17 protein-coding genes are annotated in these 21,960 nt (G+C 35.3%); 5 read left to right on the plus strand and 12 right to left on the minus strand.

Annotated elements, in window-relative coordinates:
- Nucleotides 1-6: 6 nt before the first annotated feature.
- Together C8P70_RS03730 and C8P70_RS03735 are read right to left on the minus strand one after the other, a co-directional pair.
- Nucleotides 7-3,057, minus strand: a complete 3,051-nt coding sequence (locus tag C8P70_RS03730) for a TAT-variant-translocated molybdopterin oxidoreductase (protein ID WP_133711998.1) — start codon at nucleotides 3,055-3,057, stop codon at nucleotides 7-9.
- Between the two features lie 37 nt (nucleotides 3,058-3,094).
- The gene (locus C8P70_RS03735) at nucleotides 3,095-4,372 is read right to left on the minus strand and encodes a c-type cytochrome (protein ID WP_133711999.1); all 1,278 of its coding nucleotides are present in this window, start codon (nucleotides 4,370-4,372) and stop codon (nucleotides 3,095-3,097) included.
- A gap of 217 nt (nucleotides 4,373-4,589) precedes the next feature.
- Between C8P70_RS03735 and C8P70_RS03740 the strand changes: the two genes are divergently transcribed.
- Nucleotides 4,590-4,970, plus strand: a complete 381-nt coding sequence (locus C8P70_RS03740) for an SPOR domain-containing protein (RefSeq protein WP_133712000.1) — start codon at nucleotides 4,590-4,592, stop codon at nucleotides 4,968-4,970.
- A gap of 70 nt (nucleotides 4,971-5,040) precedes the next feature.
- On the opposite strand, the gene leuS is transcribed toward C8P70_RS03740, so the two are convergent.
- From leuS to C8P70_RS03755, 3 genes are all read right to left on the minus strand, one after another.
- Entirely contained in the window at nucleotides 5,041-7,854 is a 2,814-nt protein-coding gene (gene leuS / locus C8P70_RS03745) for a leucine--tRNA ligase (protein ID WP_133712001.1), read from the minus strand.
- Between the two features lie 154 nt (nucleotides 7,855-8,008).
- Nucleotides 8,009-9,391 carry a S41 family peptidase gene (locus tag C8P70_RS03750; RefSeq protein ID WP_133712002.1) on the minus strand — a complete coding sequence of 461 codons (1,383 nt, stop codon included), beginning with the start codon at nucleotides 9,389-9,391 and terminating at the stop codon, nucleotides 8,009-8,011.
- Nucleotides 9,392-9,517: 126 nt separating this feature from the next.
- Nucleotides 9,518-10,381, minus strand: a complete 864-nt coding sequence (locus C8P70_RS03755; protein ID WP_133712003.1) for a LytTR family DNA-binding domain-containing protein — start codon at nucleotides 10,379-10,381, stop codon at nucleotides 9,518-9,520.
- A 137-nt stretch (nucleotides 10,382-10,518) separates the two neighbouring features.
- On the opposite strand from C8P70_RS03755, the gene C8P70_RS03760 reads away from it, so the two are divergent.
- From C8P70_RS03760 to truB, 4 genes are read left to right on the plus strand one after another with little or no spacing between them, the layout of a single operon-like run.
- Nucleotides 10,519-11,400 carry a cell division protein FtsX gene (locus tag C8P70_RS03760; protein WP_133712004.1) on the plus strand — a complete coding sequence of 294 codons (882 nt, stop codon included), beginning with the start codon at nucleotides 10,519-10,521 and terminating at the stop codon, nucleotides 11,398-11,400.
- Nucleotides 11,401-11,403: 3 nt separating this feature from the next.
- Complete coding sequence (locus C8P70_RS03765; protein WP_133712005.1) at nucleotides 11,404-11,646, plus strand: DUF3098 domain-containing protein; 243 nt, start codon at nucleotides 11,404-11,406, stop codon at nucleotides 11,644-11,646.
- Nucleotides 11,647-11,656: 10 nt separating this feature from the next.
- Nucleotides 11,657-12,472, plus strand: coding sequence for an undecaprenyl-diphosphate phosphatase (locus C8P70_RS03770; protein ID WP_133712006.1), 816 nt, complete (start codon nucleotides 11,657-11,659; stop codon nucleotides 12,470-12,472).
- Nucleotides 12,473-13,174: a tRNA pseudouridine(55) synthase TruB gene (gene truB / locus C8P70_RS03775; RefSeq protein ID WP_133712007.1), complete on the plus strand. Its 702-nt coding sequence runs from the start codon at nucleotides 12,473-12,475 to the stop codon at nucleotides 13,172-13,174.
- Between the two features lie 86 nt (nucleotides 13,175-13,260).
- On the opposite strand, the gene C8P70_RS03780 is transcribed toward truB, so the two are convergent.
- The 7 genes from C8P70_RS03780 to C8P70_RS03810 all read right to left on the minus strand — a co-directional run.
- Nucleotides 13,261-13,584 carry a helix-turn-helix domain-containing protein gene (locus C8P70_RS03780; RefSeq protein ID WP_133712008.1) on the minus strand — a complete coding sequence of 108 codons (324 nt, stop codon included), beginning with the start codon at nucleotides 13,582-13,584 and terminating at the stop codon, nucleotides 13,261-13,263.
- Nucleotides 13,571-14,047, minus strand: coding sequence for a helix-turn-helix domain-containing protein (locus tag C8P70_RS03785; protein WP_243832656.1), 477 nt, complete (start codon nucleotides 14,045-14,047; stop codon nucleotides 13,571-13,573). Before C8P70_RS03785 ends, C8P70_RS03780 begins: the two co-directional genes overlap by 14 nt.
- Before the next feature lie 15 nt (nucleotides 14,048-14,062).
- Nucleotides 14,063-16,030: an OmpA family protein gene (locus C8P70_RS03790; protein WP_133712009.1), complete on the minus strand. Its 1,968-nt coding sequence runs from the start codon at nucleotides 16,028-16,030 to the stop codon at nucleotides 14,063-14,065.
- Between the two features lie 12 nt (nucleotides 16,031-16,042).
- On the minus strand, nucleotides 16,043-16,969 hold the full coding sequence (locus C8P70_RS03795; RefSeq protein ID WP_133712010.1) for a PorP/SprF family type IX secretion system membrane protein: 927 nt from the start codon (nucleotides 16,967-16,969) through the stop codon (nucleotides 16,043-16,045).
- A 171-nt stretch (nucleotides 16,970-17,140) separates the two neighbouring features.
- Nucleotides 17,141-18,418 carry a gliding motility-associated C-terminal domain-containing protein gene (locus C8P70_RS03800; RefSeq protein WP_133712011.1) on the minus strand — a complete coding sequence of 426 codons (1,278 nt, stop codon included), beginning with the start codon at nucleotides 18,416-18,418 and terminating at the stop codon, nucleotides 17,141-17,143.
- Nucleotides 18,419-18,561: 143 nt separating this feature from the next.
- Entirely contained in the window at nucleotides 18,562-20,211 is a 1,650-nt protein-coding gene (locus tag C8P70_RS03805) for a hypothetical protein (RefSeq protein WP_133712012.1), read from the minus strand.
- A 176-nt stretch (nucleotides 20,212-20,387) separates the two neighbouring features.
- Nucleotides 20,388-21,960, minus strand: a 1,573-nt coding sequence (locus C8P70_RS03810) for a hypothetical protein (protein WP_166666166.1), incomplete at its 5' end; no start/stop codon positions are given.

Consider the following 21,960-nt stretch of genomic DNA (forward strand, 5'->3'; position numbering starts at 1 on the left):
TTTAACTTAGATATTTCTAACCTTAACATGGTAGAATACATTCGGTTTTGTTCCAATATGTTCTAACAAATGATAAGCTCTGTCTGATTCTGCTAACTTAGTAACATCTGATGCCTTCTCATTTACATCTCCAAACACCATAGCTCCACTTGAACAAGCAGCAGAACAGGCAGTTTCAAACTCATTAGGCTTAACTGCTCTTCCTTCATTTTTAGCTTTCAAAATAGTAGCCTGAGTCATTTGAATACACAACGAACATTTTTCCATTACCCCTCTTGAACGAACAACTACATCCGGATTCAACACCATACGTCCTAAATCGTCATTCATATTGTAATCAAACTCACTGTTTTTAGCATATGAGAACCAGTTAAAACGTCTAACTTTATAAGGACAGTTGTTTGCACAATATCTTGTACCCACACAACGGTTATAAGCCATATGGTTTTGTCCCTGACGACCGTGAGAAGTAGCCGCAACCGGACATACTGTTTCACACGGAGCATGATTACAATGCTGACACATAACTGGCTGGAAAGCTACCTGCGGATTATCTGCCGGATGCTCCAATGTCAAGAAAGCACTTCTCGTTTCAACAAAACCTTTAGCATTCACCTTTTTATCAACATCTTCAGCAAAAGTATCTTCTGATGAGTAATATCTGTCAATACGCAACCAGTGCATATCTCTACTTCTTCTAATTTCTGATTTACCTACAACCGGAACGTTGTTCTCTGCGTGACAGGCAATCACACAGGCACCACATCCTGTACATGCATTTAAATCAATAGACAAATTAAAGTGATGCCCTACAGAACGATCAAAAGATTCCCATATATCAACAGATGCCGCTCTCACTTCCTCATGATCGTAAGAAACCATCGGGAAAATATTCCATTCTTTTGCATCTTTTGTATTGAAAATCTCTAATGTTGTATCTTTTAAGATATCCCCTCTACTCATCAATGTATTTTGCAACTGAACACAAGCAAATTCATGATCTCCACTTGCTTTTTCAATTTTTACGCTTTGTACATTATCAAAATTATTATACAATTTATAGGCATTTACACCTACTTGCATTTCTTCTTTTAAAGCTGCTTTTCTTCCGTATCCAAAAGCTAAACCTACAGTTCCCACAGCTTGTCCCGGCTGAATTAACGCGGGTACTTTTTCTAACTTCACTCCGTTAACCTCAATATTAACATAGCTACCGTTTAAACCTCCGTTAGCAACGTGATAATTTTTAACACCTAAGTTCTCTGCATCAACTCTGGAAATAGTTAAGTAGTTATCCCATGATACTCGTGAAATAGGATCCGGAAACTCCTGCAACCAAGGATTATTTGCCTGCTGTCCGTCACCCATTCCTGTTTTAGTGTACAGTACTAACTCAAAACCTTCTTCTTTTTTAGTTCTTGCCAACTCAGAAACAGCTCCAGAAAAATCTGCACTTGCATTTACAGCCGTATTCTCGCCTACAATAGCAAAACCGTCGTGAACCAACTGATTCCAGGTTAAATCAGCAGCAAATCCTTTACCTACTTCTTTTAAGTAATCATAGTAAGCCGTATTATTACCTGTCCACAACAAGATAGCCTCTTGAAACTGTCTTGTATCAAACAGCGGTCTAATAGTTGGCTGCATTACAGAATAATGCCCTTTATGAATCATTACATCTCCCCACGACTCTAGATAATGAGGTGCAGCCGCTGCAATAGTAGCAGACAAAGCCGTTTCATCTTCTTTTAATGAGAAAGAAACAGATGTTTTTACATTTTTTAATCCTTCAACAAATGAAGCGCTATCCGCCAGAGTATAAACCGGATTGACTCCCGACATAATTAAAGTATGCACATTTCCTGCATTCATATCTTTAATCAACTGACTAACCGCTTTTGCATCTCCTTTTCTCACATATTTAGTTTGTTCCGGCAAAAATGCTTCTGACTGCAAAGCTTCGTTTATCGCTAACACGACCAATTGCGCATTAACATCATCCAATCCTGTAACAACTACTCCTTTTGAACCAGCTGCTTTCAATTGTTGTGCTGCTTTAGCAATTGCTTCATCAGAAGATGTAGATGACGCACTAGCCCCTCCTCCAACGACTACATTATACAATTTAACCAATGCTGCTCTTTGCTCAGCTACTGTTAACGGCAAACGTACGTCTGCATTAGCACCAGACAAAGACATATTTGCCTCCAACTGAATGTGTTTAGACATTTTACCGTTCTTAGGAACACGACCTTTAGCATAAGCTGAATCATATCCTCCGCCTTGCCAGTCACCTAAGAAATCTGCACCTACAGAAACAATCACATCTGCTTTTCCAAAATCGTAATCAGCCAACCCTCTTGTTCCGTAAGCTTTTTCATAAGCATCCAACGCCGCCGAAGAAGACACCGCATCATATACAATATGTTTTGCAGTCGGATACTCTGTTACAAACTCTTCTATTAATTTATCAGTAGAAGGACTTGCCATTGTATTAGTAAACAATACAATATTACCTCCTTTTTCCTTTGCATCTTTTAAACTTGCTCTTACTCTTAAATCAACCTCATCCCATGAAACATCTTTCCCTTCAACTTTAGGCTGTTTTAAACGAAGACTATCATACATCGACAAAACCGATGCATTTACACGAGCATTAGCCCCTGAATATGCATTAGCAAGTTTGTTATTTTCAATTTTAATCGGACGTCCTTCACGGGTTTTAACCAGAACGTTTACAAAATCGAATCCATCCGCTATTGTAGTCGCATAATAATCTGCAATTCCGGGAATAATTTCTTCCGGCTGAACTACATAAGGAATAGATTTCACAACAGGTCCTTCACAAGCCGCTAAAGTTGCAGCAGCCGTAGAAAAACCTACATATTTCAAAAAGTCCCGACGAGTTGTTGATGAAGAAGACAACTTGTTTTTATCTCCAAGAAATTCATCTGTAGGAATTTCCTCAACAAACTCATTGTTTCTTAGCGTCTCAACAATAGAGCTATTTTCATTCAGCTCCTCAACACTTTTCCAGTATTTTTTGTTTGATGCCATTGTATATATATATTAGCTTCTTATTCTTAAATAATTATTAATAGTGACATTTACCACACTCTAAACCTCCCATTTGAGCAACTGTCAGTTTTTCAACACCGTATTTCTTAGACAATTCCTCGTGAATTTTAGCATAATACTCGTTGTCATCCATCTTCACATTTGTTTTTCTGTGACAATCAATACACCAACCCATTGTCAATGGAGAATGTTGCTTCATAACCTCCATATCTTCCACCGGACCGTGACAAGTCTGACATTCCAAACCAGCAACATTTACGTGTTGTGAGTGGTTATAGTAAACAAAATCCGGCAGATTGTGAATGCGAACCCATTTTACAGGTTTTTCCTGTCCTGTATATTTTTGAGCTGCCGCATCCCATCCGACTGCATCGTATAGTTTTTGAATTTCCCCGGTATAAAACTCGGGAGTATATTTACCGTAATCCTTATCAGCATCCCCTGTAAATTCACTGATGTTTTTATGACAGTTCATACATACGTTTAACGAAGGAATGCCTGATGTTTTACTTGAACGGGCAGATGAGTGGCAGTATTTACAATCAATACCATTATCTCCTGCGTGAATTTTATGTGAGAAGTGGATTGGCTGTACAGGCTCATACCCTTTATCAACACCAATCTGCATCATATACCCATACACAAAATAAGAACCAACCAATACCAACACAAATACCGAAACAATTACTAAAAATTGATTTTTAACAAAAGCTTTCCATATTGGAATCGTTGTATGAATCTCTTTTGCAAGACCATTGCTTTCAATAACTTTATTTAAAACTTTTCTAACAAAAAACAGCATTGTTACCAACAGCAACAACACTACAGTCAAGGCTCCTAAAACAATAATATCAGAAACTCCGTCGCCACCACTTTGCGCTCCCTGCCTTGCAGAAGCAGTTGCAGCAGCCGGTTCAGCTTTAGGCTCTGAAGTATAAGCTAAGATATTATCAATGTCTTCATCTGACAACCCAGGGAAGTCATTCATAACCACCTTATTCCATTCTTCAAAAAGCTTTACAGCTCTGGCATCTCCTGATTTTATCAAAGAAGAACTACTTTTAATCCATTTATGAAGCCATTCTACATCCCCATCGTGACGATCTACAACACCACGAAGTGAAGGTCCGGTAGAATTCCCATCTAACTTATGACAAGCGGCACAGTTAGAATTAAACAATTCCTTTCCTTTTGCTACATCCTGAGCAAATGAAATTGTCGTAAACGATAGCATTAGCGCTAAACAAAAGAATAAAATCCTTGAAAACGAATTATGGTCACCCACTTTTTTCATAGTTATAAAATGATTTTCAACTAAATTTAGTGTTTTTAACAGCTCTTTAATTTGCCGTTTTAATACACCTTATTTACAAACTCCGACAAAAATACAATTTATGCCTTACTCTTAAAACCTTTGTCACCGTTAAAACTCAATTTATACACGTTCTAAATAACCCCTATCTCACAACTTTTCAAGAATATTTGTATTTTTGTTTCAAATCCGATTCATTATGAGAATTTTAAGAATTTTTTTATTCACTACTGCTATTTTACTTAGCACAAACACAATTGTTGCCCAGCAGAAAAATATTGAAATAAATGAGCCTGAAGCAGTAAAAAAACTAATTTCGAGCAAAAGGCTAATCAATTCATCCAATACAGTTAATGACAAGTACAGAATTCAGATTTTTTATGGCAAAAACAACGAAGCCAATAATGCTTTGAATAAATTCAAACGCACTTATCCCGAAATAGATGCTACTATTATATACAGCAATCCATCCTATAAAGTTATGGTTGGAAGTTTTAAAACGAGATTGGAAGCAGAAAGAAATCTTTTAAACATTAAAAAAGATTTTGAACATGCTCTTATTATAAAACCGGGAAAATAAACTAATCTTCCATAATAAAAAAAGAGTCGGTTTTTGATATCAAAAACCGACTCTTTTTTATTGCTTAATATTAGCCTACTATATTAATAATTTTTCCAGGAACAACAATCACCTTTTTAGGCTCTCTTCCCTGAAGCTGATTTTGCGTTCTTTGATCCGTTAAGATTATTTTTTCTATTTCCTCTTGTTTCAAATCCAAAGGAAGCTCTATTTTAAACTTCATTTTGCCATTAAAAGAAACAGGATATTCTTTCGTGCTTTCTACTAAATATTCTTCTTTAAACTCTGGAAAAGCTATGTTAGAAACAGACTCTTCATGCCCCATCAAAGACCATAATTCTTCTGCGATGTGCGGTGCATATGGCGCAATAATGATAAGCAATGGCTCTAATATCTCTCTGTGGCGGCATTTTTGCTGGCTCAGCTCATTCACACAAATCATAAACTGAGAGACGGAAGTATTAAAAGAAAAACTCTCAATGTCTTCGCTCACCTTTTTTATAGTTTTATGCAAAGACTTATACATTTCTTTGGTCGGCTGATCTTCTACGACTGCCACTCCGTTATCATCTACATACAAACGCCACAGTTTTTTCAAAAACCCTGCCACTCCGGAAATCCCTGCCGTATTCCATGGCTTTGCCTGTTCTAAGGGACCTAAAAACATTTCGTACAAACGCAAAGTATCTGCTCCATATTCTTCACAAATCTCATCTGGATTAACGACATTGTAATATGATTTGGACATTTTCTCCACCTCGTGCCCAACAATGTATTTACCGTCAGAATTTAATATAAATTCCGCATTAGCATAGTCTGGGCGCCAAGCTTTAAAAGCCTCTATATTCAATTCTGAAGAAGCATTAACATGTCTTACGTAAGCATAAAGATGTTGTACTTTTTGGTCTTTAATCATGTCTTTTGACACAAAAGTATTCGTCCCTTCAATTCTGTACACGAAAGCCGAAGTTCCCAAAATCATCCCTTGATTAATCAATTTTTTGAAGGGCTCTTCTGTCGGTGCTTTTCCTATATCTTTTAAAAATTTATTCCAAAAACGACTGTACAACAAATGTCCCGTAGCATGCTCACTTCCCCCTATATATAAGTCCACATTTTGCCAATAATTCAAAGCTTTTTCAGAAGCAAATTCAGTTTCGTTTTTTGGATCCATATATCGCATCCAATACCACGACGAACCTGCCCAACCCGGCATGGTGTTCAACTCCAAAGGAAATACGTTTTTTTCATCAATTAATGAATTATCTACCACTTTATTTTTCTCGGTATCCCATGCCCAGCTATGCGCGTTGCCCAAGGGTGGCTGACCATCTTCAGTAGGCAGATACTTTTCTACTTCAGGCAAAACTATCGGCAAAAACGCTTTATCTATCATTTTGGGCAAGCCATTGATATAATACACCGGAAATGGTTCGCCCCAATATCGCTGACGGGAAAAAACAGCATCTCTCAATCTGTAATTTGTTTTTCCAGCGCCTTTATTTATTTTTTCGAGTTCTTCGATAACTTTGCGAGTTCCCTGTTTGTAATCCAATCCGTTTAAAAAACCTGAATTTTCTAATACAAAGCCTTCCTTTTCTACAAAAGCTTCTTCTGAAATATCTTTGTCAAAAATATTTTTTATCGGAATACTAAAGTGTTTAGCAAAGGCATAATCACGCGTATCTCCAGCAGGGACAGCCATTACTGCTCCCGTGCCGTATCCTGCTAAAACGTAATCGCCAATCCAGATTTCGATCGGTTCTTTTGTAAAAGGATGCTCTGCATATGCTCCGGTAAAAACGCCTGAAATTGTTTTTACATCTGCCATTCTATCCCGTTCGCTTCGCTTGGAGGTTGCTTCAATATATGTATCTACCGCCGCTTTTTGTTCTGCAGTAGTAATCTTTTTCACCAAATCATGTTCCGGAGCCAAAGTCATAAAGCTCACTCCAAAAATCGTGTCGGGACGAGTAGTAAAAACTTCTATATCTAACTCTGAATCCTGAACTCTAAATGAAACAGACGCACCTACAGATTTACCGATCCAGTTACGCTGGCTTTCTTTTAAGCTCTCTGTCCAATCAATTGTTTCCAATCCTTGAAGCAATCTTTCAGCATAAGCGGAGATCCGCATACTCCACTGCTTCATTTTTTTCCGAATCACCGGATGACCACCGCGTTCAGAAAGTCCGTCTTTAATCTCGTCATTTGCTAAAACAGTTCCTAAAGCAGGACACCAGTTTACTTCTGTTTCTGCCAAATAAGTAAGTCTGTACTTCAGTAAAACGCGTTCTTTTTCATCTGAACTAAAATCATTCCACTGCTCAGCTGTAAAAAACGGAATATGGTCATCACATACTGCCTGTACATTTGTATTTCCTTCTGCTTCAAATTCAGCAATCAAACTGTCAATATATTCTGCCTTATCTGATTTTTTATTATACCACGAATTAAACAGCTGAATAAATATCCATTGCGTGTGTTTATAAAAATCCGGATTAGACGTTCTTACTTCTCTGCTCCAGTCGAATGAAAAACCGATGCGATCAAGCTGTTCTCTGTATCGGGCAATATTCTCCTCTGTAGTCACGGCAGGATGCTGACCCGTTTGAATAGCATATTGTTCTGCCGGCAAACCAAAGCTGTCATATCCTTGCGGATGAAGAACATTATATCCTTTATGGCGTTTATAACGTGCAAAAATATCCGAAGCAATATATCCCAGCGGATGTCCTACGTGCAATCCTGCTCCTGACGGATAAGGGAACATATCTAAAACATAATACTTAGGTTTTTGCGAGTCGTTGTCCGTTTTAAAGGTTTGGTTTTCTTTCCAAAATTTTTGCCATTTAGCCTCAATTTCGTTCGGATTATATTTCATACTATTTAAATCAGATTATTCATTTTTAGTTCTATAGATGACTTAAAAAAATCAATTCGCAAAAATAAGCTATATTTCCAAGAATCAACAAACTTTAATTGGATTGTTTAGTAAATCTGATATATAGGACATGTTCCACTAAACAGTCTCTCGGCTACTGTTGTATTAAAGAATTTAAGACATATTCCAGCGCTTCAGATTGATTTGCCTCAATATCTGGCTGAACTCCGTTTTGATCTATTCTAAGACCGTCAACCGTGTAATAATCTGCTGTTGGTATCATCAGCTGATATTGATTCCCTAAATCAAAAAACTCACTGTTCAGCATTGCTCCTGCTGTTTTTTCTCCTACAATTACTGCTCTTTTGTTGTGTTTTAGTCCATACACAACAGGCTCGCTGGTACTAGCCGTTTTATGACTTACTAAAATAAAGACTTTTCCTTTATATCTATTTTTAACAGGATCTGCTTTTAAACAAATTCCTTCATTTTTATGTATGTCTTTTAATAACAAGTCATAATTGGAACTGCTAAAATTTAAGAAAGAAGAATAATTCTTTATATCGGGTAATTGTTTGTGATTGTCAAAATATTTTCGGGTCAGAAAAACGCCTCCGTAATACGGTTCTTCAGCTAATTGGTTTACAAAAGCCAAACCTGCTTCTATACTTCCTCCTGTATTATTTCTTAAATCGACAATAAGATTTTTATATCCCTTATCTTTTATTATCTCAAAAATACTGTCTATTTCTGTAGCAGATCCTCCAAAAGAGGTTAATTCCCAATAAGCTGTATGCTCATTTTTTTCCAGGAGCTTCATTTTTTTTTGAGAGGTAGGTACCGTATAATCTACATCTTCGGTATTTCTTAATAATCCATAATGAGAAAAAGGCAATTTACCTGCGTAGTAGTAAAATGCAAAAACAGCTTCTAGATCATCTTGAATCTTTGGACTTATTTTTAACATCCTACTCTTGAAAACTCTCCATTCTTTACTTTTTACAAGCTTTGCATCATAGATATATTTTTCGGTCATTTCAATTGTTTTTTCAAATAAGGCGGTGTAATCTTCTAAAGGGTAATTTTTATAGCTTTTGTCACCTGAAATAAAGCCTATTTTTTTGCCTGCCTTATTTGTCAATCCCGCTTCTAGTCTTTTTTCTACTATAATGCCGTTCAAATAATATTTTCCTATCGGAGATGTAAAAACACCCTTAATCTTGATAGTATCACTTGCTTTTTCCCATACTCCGTTTTCTATTCTCAGCAACGCTCCTTCTTTCATCGTATTGGTAAATACTCTGCTCAAAAGAGATGTCCATCCTCCAAAAATATCTTTATCGGCTCCTTTTCTGGTATAGGAAATAAAAGTGTTTTGACTAATTTCAACATTCATATACGTGCGTACACTTCCTACATCATCATGCGTAAACAGCAAATTCCATTTTCCTTCAAAAATATTATCTGTTTCTAAGGATTGAGAAGAACACGTAGCTGCAAAAAAAATTACACTTAACAGCCATACATAATTTTTCATTTGTACATTCTTTTATTTGATTTGAATGACAAACATCTTCTATTAAGCAATATAAAAAAAGGATATTGTTACTGATGACAAGGTTTTGATGTGTATAACAAGCTTTATCATTATTTGACAATTATTTTACCCGCTATATTGCTCAGAAGTAAAGCAGTTCTTAATTACTTTTATATATTTTCTTGAAACAGGTACTATGTCATCCATCCCTTTCAAGGTAATTTTATATCCTTGCGCATTTCCTTTCATACTGATTGCATAAGCTATATTAAAAATAAACGATCGGTGACATCTTTTAATTTTATCCGAAACTATTTGTTCTTCTATACGTTTTAAAGAAACACGCAAAACTTTATGTTTTACTTCCTTTTCACAAATAAAAAAAACTGTACAATAATTCCCTTCAGACTGAGCCATTATAAAATCATCCTCTTTTAAACAGAGACTTTCATTAACCAAATCTGATTTTAACTTGAATTCTTTTTGGAGGTCTCCATCCAAAGATTTTCTATCTGTAATATTTATGCCTGAAATTGTTTTGTTCAGGCTTACGTATCTTCCTAAAAAGTAAAGCATAAAAACAGGTATTCCCAGTAATAGCGTATAAACAAGCATTTCCAGCCAGCCATACCATGTGATTTTAAAACCACTGATAAAATAAGCATTATAAAAATAATTAAAAACTGAGCTGATCAATAAAGTTAATATTCCTTTTATTGTTTCCTTTTTAATATTCCAATTGCTTTGACAATGTTTTTTAAATTCTATAAGATCGCTTGCTGCAAAGCACAACGCAGAAAAGACGGCATAGGGCAGCAATAACCAATACTTATTAACATGGTGATAAGTATACGTTCCGAAAGGTTGAAAAGCAGTGAGAAAACCATAAACGGTCATTCCCACAAAAAAAGACCATCCCAAAACCTGATACATATAACGCGGTTTGGGATAAGGAATACTTAAAAATCTTTTTAAAGAAGTTACAATCATAATTAAACAAATCTCTTGACATTTGTAGTAAATAATCAAAAATACATTTTTATTTATATCATTTAGAAAACTTTAATCGTTATAGACCCATAAAAACATTTTTGTTTGCTATTTTTACACACTCTAAAAGTTAGACTATGGCGACCTCTTATGAAAAATATCAAAAGCGGAAATTGATTTCGTCTTATTTTTCTGTTATTATCAGTATATTTCTGGTTTTGGGCTTATTAGGCGTTTTAAGTTTATTTGTGATTCATTCACAAAAAATATCCGATAACTTTCGGGAGACTATTCCCATGACTTTATTCTTTAACGGTAAAACCAGTGAAAAAGAATTAACGGCTTTTGGTGAAAAGCTAAAACAAGCGCCCTATATTAAAGATTTCACTTTTGTTTCTAAAGAAGAAGCTGCCAAAAACCAGGAAGAAGCATTAGGAGAAAACTTTTTAGAATTTTTAGGATTCAACCCTCTTCAAGATTCCTACGACATTCATCTTAACAGTGACTATGTAGTATCTGACAGCATTGCTAAAATAGAAGCACAGTTTGCCTCCAATCCCAATATATCCGATATTATGTACGATAAACAGTTGGTAGAAATGGTAAATGATAATATTCAAAAAATAACGCAATGGCTTTTGATTACTGCCGGAGTTTTAACGCTTATCTCTATGTTACTGATAAACAGCTCACTCCGCCTTCTCATTTATTCAAGCAGATTCACAATTAAAACCATGCAGATGGTAGGTGCTACCAAACGTTTTATCCGCCGACCATTTATCTGGCACAGCATGCGGTTAGGCATTATAGGTTCACTTCTTGCAATCGCCGCTATTATAGGCTTATCCTTTTATGTAGATCAAAAATTTCCGGATTTAGATATTAATCCAACGCAAAATTATATGCCGATAGTTTTTGTATCTTTAGGTTTGTTTTTGGTGGGCATCATTATCACCAGTATAAGTACCTATTTTGCTACACAGCGCTTTCTTAACCTTAAATCAGATGAACTATATTAGACTATGAAAAATAATTCCGAAAAAAATACATTTTTATTTAATAAGAAAAATTACCTTATCCTGTTCATAAGTTTAGCAGTTATTGCTTTAAGCTTTTTTTTAATGGGAGGTGCTCATAACGACGATCCGACACAGTTTAATGAAGATATTTTTAGTTTTAGAAGAATACACCTTGCCCCTACCGTATTCTTCATCGGTATCGGTATTGCCATTTACGCTATCTTTAAAAACACAGAAAACAAATAATTAAAATTTCATGGACTTTATACAAGCCCTCCTTTTAGCCATTATAGAAGGATTAACAGAATATTTGCCTATATCATCTACCGCCCATATGGGCTTTACCGCCGCCCTTCTAGGAATGGAAGAGTCTGAATTTCTAAAAATGTTTCAGGTATCTATCCAATTCGGAGCCATCTTATCCATTGTAGTATTGTATTGGAAAAAGTTTTTTGACTTCTCAAACCTTACCTTTTACATTAAATTAGCTTGTGCTGTAATTCCAGCTTTGGTTCTAGGATATTTATTTGACGACAAGATAGAGGCGGTATTAGGAAACCAAATTGCTATTTCTTCTGTTTTGGTTTTAGGCGGAGTTGTGTTACTATTTGTCGACAAATGGTTTAAAAATCCAAAAATACACAGCGAAAAAGAAATCAGCATAAAAAAAGCTGTGACCATTGGATTTTGGCAGTGCTTGGCTATGATGCCGGGGACGTCGCGTTCAGCGGCCTCTATTATCGGAGGAATGACACAAGGTTTAAGCCGTAAAGCTTCTGCCGAGTTTTCATTCTTTCTGGCTGTACCCACTATGCTTGCTGTTACTGTTTACTCTATTTTTGTAAAAACATGGGGAAAAGGAACAGTTAATGAAATGAAGGGCTACGAAATGATTTTACAAGATCAGCAGCATATAAATCTCTTTATCATTGGTAATGTAGTGGCATTTTTTGTAGCTCTGATCGCCGTAAAAACGTTTATTTCTGTCTTAACCAAATACGGATTTAAATTTTGGGGGTGGTATCGAATAGCTATCGGAATCATTTTACTCATCTACTTTTACACCAAATAAATGGAAAAACTGACTCCGAATCTCTTCCAAAACGGACATATATTACTAATAGACAAACCTTTGCACTGGACTTCATTTCAAGCTGTAAACAAGATAAAATGGCTGCTAAAAACGAAGTTGGGTCTTAAAAAAATAAAGGTTGGTCATGCCGGAACACTTGACCCTTTAGCTTCAGGGCTACTTATTATCTGTACAGGAAAAGCCACCAAACAGATTTCAGAATTACAAGGATTGTTTAAAGAATATACCGGAACATTTTATATCGGCGCTACTACACCTTCTTACGATCTGGAAACAGAAATTGATTGTCTTTTTCCCACCAAGCATATTAACGAAACACTATTGGAAGAAGTACGCACCTCTTTTGTTGGCACTATTGAACAAAAACCACCTATTTTTTCGGCCATCAAAAAAGACGGCAAGCGACTATACGAACATGCGCGAAAAGGAGAGGAAGTAGAAATAGCCTCGCGTGCGATCACAATTCACGAGTTTGAATTAACGAGAATTGCCTTGCCAGAAATAGACTTTAGAACGGCTTGCTCTAAAGGGACATATATCCGCTCTCTGGCTTTTGATTTTGGAAAAGCGCTTCAATCAGGTGCTCATTTAACAGCATTAAGACGAACAAAAATAGGCTCTTATAATATTAAAAATGCAATTTCTTTGGAAGAATTTGAACAACAATTAGCAGAAGTCTAAATTATAATCAAAAAATTAAGGCACTATTTACTGTATGTAAATAGTGCCTTAATAGAAATATACTACACTATAGTGAAAGGTACTTTTTATTCAAACAATCCAGACTTTTTCCAGTTGAGCAATGTTGTTCTGCTCATTTTAAAATGGTTAGCCACCTCCTTATTGTTCAGCTCATTATTTTGTTGATATTTTAGAATCTCTACAATTGTATTTTTGTCATACGAACGATATTTTTGATTCATTTCTAAAACTTCTTTACTCTTTTTCTCAAAAATAATTTCATTTAATTGAATCACATCTATAAAATTCAATTCTTTTTTAGAGAGAATACTTTCGCACTTATACTTCTTATCCGGATGTCTACTGTTCAACAAATCAGTATAAATTTTTTTGTAGTTAGGTGTTGCCATTCTTTTTATGTTTTTTAATCCATTTATACAATGTTGTTCTGGGAATATTGTACTCTTTAATAATTTCACTTTTCTTTTTTTCACCCTTTTCAATTAGCTCCAAAATAAAATTGATAATTTCAATTGTATAAACGTTTTTCCTAAATTCAGGAATGCCTTTACTTTTTGATTTTACTTTGTTATAATTAATTGATTTAGGGGGTGCATACAAAACTAAATGTTGAGAGTAAACTCTGAAAAGATCATACTCTAAAAGTTTACTCCACAACAATAAAAGCTCTGTATTTATACTTTTAGCCTCATACATTTTATCTATTTCACTCTTAGAAATTTGCAGAAAACTTATGATACGAGATTCTTTAATTTCTCGATCCTCGACCAATTGTTTTATCAATTTACCTACGTGAATATTTTTAAAATGAAACTCCATCTCCACCTCCCTTTCCTTTTCGTCTAAATACATCTTAATGTTTATCAATTATAATTCCGAAACAATAAACTCCGACCTTCTATTTTGCTCATGTTCTTTATTTGAACACTTTACTCCTTTAGCACATTTATTTATTAAATTGGTTTCTCCATAACCTCGATAATGAACACGAGAAGAATCAATTCCATTAGCTATAATCCAATCAGCAGTAGAAGCGGCTCTTTGCTGAGATAACTTCATATTATAATTTTCATCTCCTCTGCTATCTGTATAAGACTTTACTTCAATTTTCATCTCTGGGTATTGTTTCATTACCTCCACTATCTGTATCAATTCGATCTCGGCATCAGGGCGAATCAAAGATTTGTCAAAATCAAAATGAATGGGGTTAAGCTGTAGTTTTTTAAATAGATCATCTTTGACCTTTATTTCTCTTTCCGTTTTTTCTAAACCAATATTAACTTCCTCTACACTCGGAATATGATTTAATACAACCGTATTCTCTACTGTATTGTAATTTTCAGCAGAGGTCTTAAGGCGGTATTTTAACCCGCAATTAACTTCTTCCGTCGTATACTTTCCTTGTTCATCTGAAATCACAGTGTCTAATACTCTGTAACTTGAATCATACAAAACAATCTCTGCTTTACTGATAATCTTATGGGTATCTTTATCAAAAACAACCCCTTGTATATTTTTCTTACATATTTTTTCAGCAAAAAAGTATATATCATCACTCCCGGTTCCTCCCGGACGGTTAGAACTAATAAATCCTTTTCCAATGAGAGGATCTATATAAAAGCCAAAATCGTCATAGGCACTGTTAATAGGACTTCCTAAATTGACAACCTCCCCAAAACTTCCATCTACATTTAATTTAGCTCTATAGACATCCAGACCTCCTAAACCTGGTCTTCCATCTGAAGAGAAATAAAAATAACCCTCTTTAGAAATAAACGGAAATGTTTCTCGTCCAGAAGTATTAATTTTATCTCCCACATTCTCTAACTTACCATAGGTTCCGGTAGCGTAAAGCGGTACGCGATAAATATCTGATTGACCGTAGCTTCCTTCTCTGTCCGAAACAAAATACAACCATTTATCATCTGGGGTTAAAGCGGGATGGGCTGTATTGTAATTATCTGAGTTAAATGGTAACTCTTCTGCTTTACTCCAGCTTCCGTTGTCTTGTTTAATGGATTTATAAATTTTCAGCAAAGATGCGTTCTCTTTATTAAAGCGTTTTTTTCCTTTTTCGCTAGCGTTATTTCGGGTAAAATACATCGTATTGCCATCTTGTGTAAAAACAGCTGTTGATTCATTTATTACTTTAGAATCAAGTTGCGGAGAAAACAGTTTCACGTCTCCAAAACTACCATTCATATTTATTTTTGTGCTGTACAAACTCGTAAAGTTCTCATTTGTCCAACTGTGAATCTGATTGGACGAATTCCTGGTTTTTCGCGCTGATGTAAATATCAGCTGGTCATCCAAAATAGCCGCTCCGAAATCAGAATATTCACTATTAATCGAAATCGAACGTATTTCGTAACGATCAGAAACAGCTTCTATTTCTTTCAGATAGTCCCTATTAGATTCAAATATTTTTACGCGGGAATCCCATTTTTCCAATGCGGCAAATTCTTCCATCACGGCATCAGATTTTTCATAGTTTCCAACTGTTTTTAGAGTTTGTGCATAACGATAATAATATTCAGATTCGATAAGCTGTTTTCCTTTATCTTCATATTTCCCCTCAAATAGTTCTTTATACCAATTGTGAGCTTGTTCAAGCTTACCATTAAAATAATATGCGTCTGCAAGTTTTTTTAAAATGGAAGTATTCATATAACCATTTTGTGCAATCTTTTCATAAATTTTGATAGCATCTACATAAGCGTATTGATCAAATTCGTTGTCTGCCTTTTTTTCCTTAGTTCTTTGTGCATAGCTTTGGAGACCGAAAAACAATAATATACAGCTCGTAAAAATGATGTTTATAATATTTTTTTTCATTTTTATACTCTTTTAGAAGAATCGAGGAGCTGCAACTCTCTTGATTCTGTTAAACAAATCAAACTTCATAAATATCTCATGCGACCCCGAGTTATAATTTGCCAGTTTGCTTGTTTCTGCGTCATAACTATACCCTATAAACACATTTTCACTGATCTGAAAACCTACCAATCCGCTTACAGAAGCATCCCAACGGTAAGCCGCTCCTGCTGTAAATTTATCGAAGAACATAAAATTAGCTGTTAAATCCACCTGCAGCGGAGCGCCTTCTGTTGCTTTTGCAAGAAAAGCTGGTTTAAACTTAATATCGGGATTTAATTCGAAAATATATCCTCCCGTCAGATAGTAATGCATTTTATCACGCATAGTCATAATTTCATTATCGTTATAACGCGTTGTAGTTAAAAAGGCGGGAACAGAAAATCCCACATATCCTTTTTCGGAATACATAAATAAACCAGCACCTATATTGGGAGTAAATTTTCCTGATATATTATTTTGAGATACCGGATCCAACGGATTGTAAATGTTTAACTTAGTATAATCTACGTCTAACAGATTTGCTGTTGCTTTAATTCCAAGAGCTAGTTTCCAATCATAATTAAGATCAATGGCATAAGACAAATCTATCGAAATGTTGTTTTCCGTCATAGCTCCAATGCGGTCATTGACAAAATGAATTCCCATCCCCATCCCCGATGTTCCCAAAGGAGTAGTTGCTGAGATATTGGCGGTTTTTGGAGCACCATCCAAACCTACCCATTGGGTTCGATACAGACCAAATATACTCAAGTGCTCAGTACTGCTAGAATAAGCGGGGTTAATGTTGGAGTGATTGTACATATATTGTGTATATTGCGGATCTTGCTGAGCATAAAGCTCAACAAGTCCATTGAACAATAATACACAAAGTGTAATTGCTTTTATTCTTATTTTCATAATTATTCATTTTAAATAAAAAAGAATTATGCTAGCCAATTAAATGCCTTTCAACAGGAGAATATTCTTTTTTCTACGACAATTTCTGATTTTTTACTCTTGTAATACTTCAGAATAAACAGATAATTCAGAAAGGAATTTTATGTCTGTATTCTATTTTTTATTGCAATATTAATTGTTTTCTAAATGTAAATAGCCTGACTTTTTAATCATTCGGGAACCATTTTCATTTTTATATTCATAGGTAACTATGTAAAAATAAGTACCTGTTGGAAGCTTACTGCCCTTATTTACCGTCACTCTTCCGTCAGAATATCCACGGAATACATTATCCCTACTATTATAGTTTGTAGTTTCATATACCCGTCCTCCCCAACGATTATAGATTTCAACTTTGTTATTCGGAAATCTGTTGATATTTTCTATAATAAAATAATCATTTTTGCCATCGTTGTCAGGAGTAACCAAATTGTAAATGACCACATCCCCTTCTAATATCCAATCTTTTTTAACAGTACCCAGCGTAAAAACACCATACCCTTTTACAGTTGCCGGAGTAGTGATTTCTTTGACAGAAGTATCCGCTACTCCTCCTTCATCTACCCACAATTGCTGCTCTTTATCCCAACGGACAATGTGAAGCTCTTCTTCAGGATTACCTAATAAGCTATTTGGTGTAGTACGTTCATCCCAACTTAGAGTCAGCATAATATCGCCGGAAACATTACCTCCTTTTTCTACAATCCAATATTCTCTGTCATTCAACAGATTAATTACGCCTGATTTATCTTTATTTGTTTTAAAAAAAGTTTTGTCATCCAGAATATACTTGCTTACAAAAGCATCCTTGGTTGTTTTAGGTGCTGTAATTCGAGCCGGGCGATACAGCCCTTGATCTCCTATAGGAAAAGTAAAAGCATCATTTCCTATTTTTTCTACTTCGCCTTCCACATGACTGTTGTGGCTGGCATTGATTGATTTAGCTCCACGGTGAAAACTCAATATTCCTCTCGACAAGCCGGTTTTCTCATTCAGAGTAGAGTCTACTTTAATTATACCATTCTGAAAATCTACAGTTCCATAAACGTCTATATTGCTCTTCAGATCAAATGCCATAAATGGTTCTGGATTATTAAAATCTATATTATAAAATTCAGTAAAGGCATTCCCCGAAAGTGTCTGGGTTCCATTTTGACTTTCGAGACGGGTAAAAACAGCTTTTCCTGTTTTGATATTTTTACCGATACTGTAAATTCCGTCATTATTAAAATCACTATAAAAATACGTTAGTCCGTCATTAGTTACTCTTCCATTTTCTTGATTTGAAAAAGGAAATAAAAAAGAAGTGACTGTATTTGAAGAGACTTTTAGAATACCTTGATTGACTGTTTGTGCTTGCAAATTAACAACAATTAACAAAAACAGCATATATATGCTTAACTTTTTCATAGGTTTTTATTTTTTAATCAGAGCATAATCGATAAATAACGACATACCACTTTTCTGCTAACTAAATCTTAATCTCAATAAGAGAATTAGAAAACAACTATTGCTTTTTTTACAATAATTATGTCCTCTTAACGATAAGCAGATTAAACTCCTACGGGCTTTTCAGTAGAAGCAAATTCTACCATCACTTTTGCGCTGACATCTGAGGGGCTTAAAATGGTATAGTTCTTTCCTGTCCCTACATTGAATGTTAATGTTTTGCTAGTCACTTTTACATCTGTTACAGAGACCGTCAATCCTTCTTCATAATTTAAGTATATCGATAAAATTTTATGTCCGTCTTTATCTAAAGTAACTCCGCTTGTAAGTGCGGTTTCTCCTTCAACAGTAGTTGTAAACTCTCCTCTGTAGATGTAATAAGTTACTCCGTTTTCTACATAAGTATCTCCTGTAAACACAGATGTGTTTGAACTGGCATCAATCGTATCTCCTAACTTATTTTTTATGATATTAGTCTGAGAATCATCGATATTTGTAATAGCGTTTACAATCGTCTGAGAGATATCTATCGGGGTTTTGACATCTCCAACCATGGTATAAAACACATTGGTTCCATTGACATCTCCATAGTAAACATTTCCTCCCTGATTGATGATGCTTTTAACCTGATTGTAAATATCTTCATTATTGGTAAGTGAATAAAGTATGTCGGCAGTTACGTCAATGTAATTTTGCTCTCCTCTTTCAGGAGTAAATTCGTAAACAATTTTATTGTCTCCCTTAACATCTGTAATAAGCTCGGTATAACCTGCTCCATCTACGCTGCGCCCGATAAACGTTCTGGTTTCATTATGAGTAACAATGGATTTGAATTCTAATGCAGCAATGTCACCCCAGGTTTCATTAGTACCATTCCATTGTTGAAATTTTGCATTCCCCGGATTGGCCGCATCCAATACAATTTTTAAGGCTCCGTCCTGAGTGGCATTTTTGGAGATATACTCTATATATTCCTGAACCGTATTGTATGTATTTCCACCTATCGTAACCGGATTATTAGTAACCAGTTCGTTAAAGTTGTTGACAACTCCTCCTACAACATCTATCAAAATAGCACCTGTTGGAACAGAAGTCCATTGAGATGCATCGGTAACGCCTCCATTTTGAATATAAGCTTCTGACAGGTAATATTGATTACCTCCATAAGTAACTATTGTAGTTTTAGACTCAGAAGCAGAAATCAAGCTTTCTAATTCTGCAGTAATATCTTTTTTGACATAGGTACTCGTTGCACTGTCATAATACACATATTCTATTTTTGCTGAATCATTATCGGTTCCAGGTATAAAAACCATTCCTCCTCCCAATTCAGATCCTCCTGTTGGAGTTCCTTCCAAATTATTGGACGGATAAGCTACTTTTAACAAAGCTAAAACGTCGTCAACTCTCTCATCCATACCATCGATAACTTGTTTTAAATCCGTTACATTGGTCAGGCGTTCCCAATATCCTCCTTTATCGGTTCTCCAAAAATAAAAACCGGGTGAAACAGCTAAATCTCCTGTACCGGCAGAAGCTGTGTTGTAAACTAACAAACTCTCTTCTTTATCTCCTGTTATCGGAGCAAATTCACTTAAACTTCGAAGTGATACGCGCGGAATTAAAATTCCTTTGTCTTCAGCTTCTACATCTAAATAGGCTGATGTTTTGGGAGCTGGTGTACCAATAGCTATCTGTGCTTTTGCAAAATAAACTGAACCGAATAAGGCTGCAATTAATGTAATTTTTTTCATGTTTTTTATTTTATAGAATTGAATAATATTTTTATTCTAATTCTTTTTAATTTCACTTTATGCTTTAAAAGAAATCCCAATGAGATAAAAAGTTCAAAGTAATCCGCGAGAAGTTCTCGCGGTATTATAATAATCTTCTATTTTACTTTTACCAAAAACTTTTATTGACTTTTGGACTACACTCCTGCCGGTTTATCTGACGAAGCAAATTCTACCATTACTTTTGCTTCCACGTCCGTATCAGAAATCACATGATATTGTTTTCCAACTCCTAATTTTAATCCTAAAGATTTTCCTGAAACTACAACATCTGTTACTGAAGCAGTCGAACCGACTCCGTAGTTTAATCCGATTGATAATATTTTATGTCCGTCTTTATCTAAAGTAACTCCGCTGGTACGAGCTGTTCGACCTTGTACTGTAGTAGTAAACTCTCCTCTGTAGATGTAATAAGTTACTCCGTTTTCCACATAAGTATCTCCTGTAAACACAGATGTGTTTGAACTGGCATCAATCGTATCTCCTAACTTATTTTTTATGATATTAGTCTGAGAATCATCGATATTTGTAATAGCGTTTACAATCGTCTGAGAGATATCTATCGGGGTTTTGACATCTCCAACCATGGTATAAAATACATTGGTTCCATTGACATCTCCATAGTAAACATTTCCTCCCTGATTGATGATGTTTTTAACCTGATTGTAAATATCTTCATTATTGGTAAGTGAATAAAGTATGTCGGCAGTTACGTCAATGTAATTTTGCTCTCCTCTTTCAGGAGTAAATTCGTAAACAATTTTATTGTCTCCCTTAACATCTGTAATAAGCTCGGTATAACCTGCTCCATCTACGCTGCGCCCGATAAACGTTCTGGTTTCATTATGAGTAACAATGGATTTGAATTCTAATGCAGCAATGTCACCCCAGGTTTCATTAGTACCATTCCATTGTTGAAATTTTGCATTCCCCGGATTGGCCGCATCCAATACAATTTTTAAGGCTCCGTCCTGAGTGGCATTTTTGGAGATATACTCTATATATTCCTGAACCGTATTGTATGTATTTCCACCTATCGTAACCGGATTATTAGTAACCAGTTCGTTAAAGTTGTTGACAACTCCTCCTACAACATCTATCAAAATAGCACCTGTTGGAACAGAAGTCCATTGAGATGCATCGGTAACGCCTCCATTTTGAATATAAGCTTCTGACAGGTAATATTGATTACCTCCATAAGTAACTATTGTAGTTTTAGACTCAGAAGCAGAAATCAAGCTTTCTAATTCTGCAGTAATATCTTTTTTGACATAGGTACTCGTTGCACTGTCATAATACACATATTCTATTTTTGCTGAATCATTATCGGTTCCAGGTATAAAAACCATTCCTCCTCCCAATTCAGATCCTCCTGTTGGAGTTCCTTCCAAATTATTGGATGGATAAGCTACTTTTAACAAAGCTAAAACGTCGTCAACTCTCTCATCCATACCATCGATAACTTGTTTTAAATCCGTTACATTGGTCAGGCGTTCCCAATATCCTCCTTTATCGGTTCTCCAAAAATAAAAACCGGGTGAAACAGCTAAATCTCCTGTACCGGCAGAAGCTGTGTTGTAAACTAACAAACTCTCTTCTTTATCTCCTGTTATCGGAGCAAATTCACTTAAACTTCGAAGTGATACGCGCGGAATTAAAATTCCTTTGTCTTCAGCTTCTACATCTAAATAGGCTGATGTTTTGGGAGCA

The sequence above is a fragment of the Myroides indicus genome, from assembly GCF_004364575.1.
In the GTDB taxonomy this organism is placed as follows: Bacteria; Bacteroidota; Bacteroidia; order Flavobacteriales; family Flavobacteriaceae; genus Flavobacterium; species Flavobacterium indicum_A.